Annotated in this window: 4 protein-coding genes; 1 reads left to right on the top strand and 3 read right to left on the bottom strand. The window is 68.9% G+C overall.

Annotated features, from left to right (window positions below):
- The 3 genes from moaA to CCN33_RS29600 form a co-directional block, all read right to left on the bottom strand.
- Nucleotides 1–983, bottom strand: a 983-nt coding sequence (moaA, locus tag CCN33_RS29610) for a GTP 3',8-cyclase MoaA (RefSeq protein ID WP_086696421.1), incomplete at its 3' end; no start/stop codon positions are given.
- Nucleotides 984–1,309: 326 nt separating this feature from the next.
- Nucleotides 1,310–2,338, bottom strand: coding sequence for a cytochrome d ubiquinol oxidase subunit II (cydB, locus tag CCN33_RS29605; protein ID WP_086696420.1), 1,029 nt, complete (start codon nt 2,336–2,338; stop codon nt 1,310–1,312).
- 24 nt (nt 2,339–2,362) lie between these two features.
- Nucleotides 2,363–3,928, bottom strand: coding sequence for a cytochrome ubiquinol oxidase subunit I (locus CCN33_RS29600; RefSeq protein ID WP_086696419.1), 1,566 nt, complete (start codon nt 3,926–3,928; stop codon nt 2,363–2,365).
- 315 nt (nt 3,929–4,243) lie between these two features.
- On the opposite strand from CCN33_RS29600, the gene CCN33_RS29595 reads away from it, so the two are divergent.
- Nucleotides 4,244–6,435: FdhF/YdeP family oxidoreductase (locus tag CCN33_RS29595; protein WP_086696418.1), on the top strand; the 2,192-nt coding region annotated here is incomplete at its 3' end.

Below are 6,435 nucleotides of genomic sequence, written 5' to 3'. Positions count from 1 at the left end.
CTGTTGATGGCGTGACCGGCGGCCTTGACGGCGATGCAGGAGCGCCAGGCGGCCTCCAGCCCGTCGTCGTCGGCGCCCGCGCGGAGCAGCGCGCGCAGGTCGGACTCCTTGGTGGCGAACAGGCAGTTGCGCAACTGCCCGTCGGCGGTGAGCCGTACCCGGTCGCAGTTGCCGCAGAACGGGCGGGTGACGCTGGCGATGACACCCACGCAGGAGTCCGTACCGTCGATCCGCCACTCCTCGGCCGGGGCGTTGTCCTCGCGCGGCACGGGGGTGAGGGTGAAGCGCTCGCGGATCCGGTCCAGGATCTCGGCGGCGGTGACCATCTTCTCCCGCTCCCAGGCACCCTGGGCGTCCAGGGGCATCGACTCGATGAACCGCATCCGGTAGCCGTTCTCCACGGCGAACGCGGTGAGGTCCGCGATCTCGTCGTCGTTCACCCCGCGTACCGGCACCGCGTTGACCTTGACCGGGTCGAGGCCGGCGGCACGGGCCGCGCGCAGCCCCTCCAGCACGTCGGCCAGCCGGTCGCGCCGGGTGATGGCGGCGAACCGTTCCGGGCGCAGGGTGTCCAGGCTGACGTTGACCCGGCCGAGCCCGGCCTCGCGCAGCGCGACGGCGGTACGGGCGAGCCCGATGCCGTTGGTCGTGAGGGACAGCTCGGGTGGCTTCGGAAGCGCGGCCAGCCGGGCGATCAGACCGGGCAGGCCCCGGCGCACCAGGGGTTCCCCGCCGGTCAGCCGGACCTCGGTGATGCCGAGCCGGCCGGTGGCGATGCCGACCAGGCGGACGATCTCGTCGTCGCTCAGCAACTCGTCCTTGGGCAGCCAGGCCAGCCCCTCGGCGGGCATGCAGTAGGTGCAGCGCAGATTGCAGCGGTCGGTCAGGGACAGCCGGAGGTCGGTGTGGACGCGGCCGAACCGGTCCACCAGCGGCTTCGGGGCGGCGGTGTCACTGTGCTGGTCGGTGAGCGGTCGGGACACGGGCCTGCCTTCTTCCTGTGCTGCCGGTCGGCGGTCGTACGGTGTGCGGTCCGCCCGTACCGGGCGGTGGTGGCGTGCTCGGGGCGGACGTGCGGTGCGCACCGGCCGTCCGGCGCCGGGGACGCCGCCCGGCTCCACCAGGCGGGTCCGCGGCGCGACGGGTCCGCGACGCCGGCGCGGCCGGGACGCACTCCGATGATCATCACGGTCGGCGGCCCGGCCCCGGGACATCGCCACGCCGTCGGCCGCCGCCCCCCGGCCCGCGCGCTCGGCGCGGGCTCGGGTCAGCCGGCGCAGGGCGCGGCACGTCATGGCGCGTCGGGTGTTCACGGCGCTACGCGGTGGACCGGTGCGTGGGCGGCGACGGGGATGTGCTGGACGCCGATCCGCTTGCGGAACACCCAGTAGGTCCAGCCCTGGTAGAGCAGGACCAGCGGGGTGGCGAACCCGGCGACCCAGGTGATGATCCCCAGGGTGTACGAGCCGGCGGCCGCGTTGGCCGCGGTCAGGCTCCAGGCCCCGTTCAGGCTGGACGGCATCACCTGCGGGAACAGGGCGAGGAAGAGCATCGCGGTGGACGCCACCACGCTCAGCCCGGAGGCGACGAAGGCCCGCCCCTCGCGGGCGCCGAAGTTGAAGCCCAGGGACACCAGTACCGCGAGCACGGCGACGGCCTCGGCGATCAGGCTGCGGACATTGCCGGTGCCGATCTGGGTCCAGGTCAGGAACGCCAGCAGCAGCAGGACGGCCAGCACACCTGCCCGCTGCGCCAGGTGCCGCGCCCGGTGGCGGATGCTGCCCACCGTCTTCAGCGAGGCGAACACCGCGCCGTGGAAGGTGAAGAGCACGGTCGTGGTCACGCCGCCCAGCAGCGCGTAGGGCTGGACCAGTTCGGTGAGGCCGCCGTGGTACTCGTGGTCGGCGCCGATCGGCAGGCCGTGGACCATGGCGGCGAACAGCACGCCCCACAGGAACGCCAGCACCAGCGAGGTGACGAAGACGATCGCCTCCCAGTTGCGCTTCCACCGCTCGCCGTCGCGCTTGTGCCGGTACTCGAAGGCAACACCGCGCAGGATCAGGCAGAGCAGGACGACGAACATCGGCAGGTAGAAGCCGCTGAACATCGTGGCGTACCAGTCGGGGAAGGCGGCGAAGGTCGCGCCGGCCGCGGTGACCAGCCAGACCTCGTTGCCGTCCCAGACGGGGCCGATGGTGTTCAGCAGGACGCGGCGCTCGGTCTCCCCGCGGGCGAGCACCCGGGTCAGGATGCCCACGCCGAAGTCGAAGCCCTCGAGGAAGAAGTAGCCGACCCACAGCAGGGCTATGACGAAGAACCAGAGGTCATGGAGATGCACGGTTCCGGACTCTCTCTCAACTGTTCAGTAGGCGAAGGCGAGCGGCTTGTCGGCGTCCCTCGGGGAGCCTTCCAGCGTGGAGTCTCCGCCGAGCTTGATGTCCCTGAGCGGTGGCCGCTCGGAGGTGACCGGTCCGCCGCCCGCGTACTTCACCAGCAGCTTGAGCTCCACCACGGCGAGCGCGATGTACAGCAGGCTGAAGCCGATGAGCGTGACGAGCTGTTCGGTCAGCGAGACGTTCGGGGAGACCGCGTCCACGGTGCGCAGCAGGCCGGTGACGGCCCAGGGCTGACGGCCCATCGCGGTGAAGATCCAGCCGAAGGAGTTGGCGATCACCGGGAAGGCCAGGGTGAAGATGCCGGCCCGCCAGGCCAGCCCGCTCGCCATGGCGCCCAGTTCACGGTTCTTGGTGAGCATCAGCCGGGGGACGTCGAACGAGCCGGTGCGGTGCTCGGGGGCGAGCCAGAACTTCCGCCGTGTCAGCCAGAGCCCGGCAGCGCCGAGGCTGGCGGAGGTCATGCCGAACAGGATCATCGCCCGGAAACCCCAGTACGTCATGGGGACGTTCGGGATGTACTCGGATGGTGCACCGCCGTACTCGGCCGCCTCGGCCCTGGCCGTGTCGTTGATGCCGGGTACCGCCGAGTGGAAGTCCTTGTGCGCCAGGAAGGAGAGCAGGCCGGGGACCTGGACGTCGACGCTGTTGCGCTGGTGGGCGGTGTCCGGCACGGAGAAGGCGGAGAAGGGGGCCGGTGCCTCCTTGTCCCACAGTGCCTCGGCGGCGGCCATCTTCATCGGCTGCTGCTCGAACATCACCTCGCCGAGCTTGTCCCCGCTGATCGCGGTGCCCAGGCCGAAGATCACGGCCAGCACCAGGCCGAGCCGCAGCGAGGTCCGCATGGCCGCGACCTGCTTGAGGTCGGTGGGCCGGCCCCGGCGCTGCAGCCGGGCCGCGCGCCACAGGTGGAGGGCGGAGATGCCCATGACGAAGGCGGCGCCGGTGAGGAACGCGGCCGTCAGGGTGTGGGCGACCACCACCAGGTTGAGCCTCTGGAAGAGCACCGCGCCGATGTCCGTCAGATGCGCCTTGCCGGCCGCCTTGTCGAGGCTGAAGCCGACCGGGTTCTGCATGAAGGAGTTGGCGGCGAGGATGAAGTACGTCGACAGGATGGTGCCGAGGGACACCATCCAGATGCACGCGCAGTGCACCTTCTTGGGCAGCTTGTCCCAGCCGAAGATCCACAGGCCGATGAAGGTGGACTCGAAGAAGAAGGCCAGCAGGGCCTCCAGAGCGAGCGGTGCGCCGAAGACGTCGCCCACGAAGCGGGAGTAGGCGGACCAGTTCATCCCGAACTGGAACTCCTGCACCAGCCCGGTGACGACACCGATGGCGATGTTGATCAGGAAGAGCTTGCCCCAGAACTTGGTGGCGTGGAAGTACTTCGTCCTGCCCGTGCGGACGTACGCCGTCTCCAGGCCCGCCGTGATCGCCACCAGGCTGATGGTGAGGGGCACGAACAGGTAGTGGTAGACGGTGGTCATCCCGAACTGCCATCGCGCGATGGTGTCCGGGGCCAATGCCAGGTACACGGCAGGTATCTCCCGAATGTGAATTCTTGCTCGCTGTTCTCAGGCCAGCGTCGGGCAATTTTTCGCCCGAGTCAAAGAGGGGCGGTCGATCGGGTAATAGGCGGTAGTTATCCTCACCCCGACGGTGCCGGCCTTGGCAGCATCATGCCTGGTCACCGCTGTGCAGGGAAATGCGCGATGCTTCGGAAATCGAGCGGCTCCGGAAGATAAGCGGTACCTATCGCGCGATCGATACGGCCTCTTTGACTTTCCTTCCGGGAATCAAAGAAAATGCCGTTCGGCGGGATTCGTATTCACGAAAGAGGCAGACACACCATGAGCAGCAGCATCGAGGATCCGATCGACGAACTGACGGTCACGCCTCCCAAGACGTGGGCGACGGGTGTCCCGGCCGTCACGCACGCGCTGGAGTACTCGCTCAGTCAGACCTCCCCGCGGCGCACCATGCTCACGCTGCTGAACATCAACCAGGTCGACGGCATCGACTGCCCCGGCTGCGCCTGGCCCGAGGACAAGAAGCGGCACTTCAACGAGTACTGCGAGAACGGCGCCAAGCACATCAACGACGAGGCCACCTCACGCCGCGTCACCCGGGAGTTCTTCCAGCAGTACTCGATCGCCGAGCTCGACTCGAAGTCCGACTACTGGCTCAATCAGCAGGGCCGGCTCACCGAGCCCATGGTGAAGTGGCCCGGCGCCACCCACTACGAGCCCGTCACCTGGGAGAAGGCGTTCGAGGTCCTGGCGAAGGAGCTGAAGCAGCTCACCTCGCCCGACGAGGCGATGTTCTACGTCTCGGGCCGCCTGAACAACGAGGCCGCCTTCCTCCTCCAGCTGTTCTCCCGCGCGTTCGGCACCAACAACCTGCCGGACTGCTCCAACATGTGCCACGAGTCCACCGGCTGGGGTCTGGGCGCCGCGCTCGGCATCGGCAAGGGCAGCGTCTCGCTGGACGACATCCACCACTCCGACCTGATCTTCCTGGTCGGCCAGAACCCCGGCACCAACCACCCGCGCATGCTGGCCGCGCTGGAGGAGACCAAGCGCAACGGCGGCGAGGTCGTCGCGGTCAACACCCTCCCCGAGGCCGGCCTGATGCGGTTCAAGCACCCGCAGAAGGCACGCGGTGTGATCGGCAACGGCACCCAGATCGCCGACCAGTTCGTGCACATCCGCGCGGGCGGCGACATGGCCCTCTTCCAGGGCCTCGGCAAGCTGCTGCTGGACGCCGAGGACGCCGCGCCGGGCACCGTGCTCGACCACGCGTGGATCGGCAAGAACTCCCGCGGTTTCCAGGAGTTCGCCGAGAGCGTCCGCAAGATCTCCTGGGACGACATCCTCCTCGCCACGGGTCTGACCCTGGACGAGATCAAGGCGGTCCACGAGCGGGTCATGAGGAGCAAGAGCGTCATCGTCTGCTGGGCGATGGGCGTGACCCAGCAGAAGCACGGCGTCGCCACCATCCGCGAGATCGTCAACTTCCTGATGCTGCGCGGCAACATCGGCAAGCCCGGCGCCGGTGTCTGCCCCGTGCGCGGCCACTCCAACGTGCAGGGCGACCGCACCATGGGCGTCTGGGAGCAGATGTCGGACGCCTTCCTGGACGCGCTCGGCCGCGAGTTCGGCTTCGAGCCGCCCCGCCACCACGGCTACGACGCCGTACAGGGCATCCGCGCGATGCACGAGGGCAGGGCCAAGTTCTTCCTCGGCGTGGCCGGCAACTTCGTCCGCGCCACCCCGGACAGCGAGTACACCGAGCAGGCGATGCGCAACTGCTCGCTGACCGCGCACATCTCGACCAAGCTCAACCGCTCCCACACCGTCTGCGGCGACACCGCGCTGCTCCTGCCCACCCTGGGCCGAAGCGACCGGGACATGCAGAACGGCGTCGAGCAGTGGATCACCGTCGAGGACTCGATGAGCGACGTCCACCGCTCGCACGGCAAGCTGCCCCCGGCCTCCAAGCACCTGCTCAGCGAGGTCGCCATCATCAGCCGCCTGGCGATCGCCGCCCTCGGCGACAAGTACGGCATCCCGTGGGAGAGCTTCGAGACCGACAACGACCGGATCCGGGACCGGATCTCGCGGGTCGTCCCCGGTTTCGAGAACTTCAACGAGCGAGTCCGGCAGCCCGGAGGCTTCAACCTGCCCAGCCCGGTCAACAGCGACACGTTCCCGACGCCCAGCGGCAAGGCCGAGTTCTGGGCCAGCCGGTTCGAGATGCCGCACGTGCCCGCCGGCCACCTGCTGCTCCAGACGCTCCGCTCGCACGACCAGTGGAACACCATTTGGTACGCGCCCAACGACCGCTACCGGGGCATCCACAACGCCCGCCGTGTCGTCATGGTCAACCCGGCCGACCTGGAGCAGTTCGGCTTCCGCGACGGTGACACGGTCGACCTGGTCAGCGTGTGGACCGACAAGGAGCGCCGCGCCGAGTCCTTCAAGGTCGTCGCCTACCCGACGAGCCCCGGCTCCGCCGCCGCCTACTACCCGGAGACCAATGT

The sequence above is a fragment of the Streptomyces recifensis genome, assembly GCF_002154615.1.
GTDB classification, from domain to species: Bacteria; Actinomycetota; Actinomycetes; order Streptomycetales; family Streptomycetaceae; genus Streptomyces; species Streptomyces griseoluteus.
The sequence above is the reverse complement of the archived record's forward strand: the minus strand, read 5'-3'. Positions and strand labels throughout refer to the sequence as shown.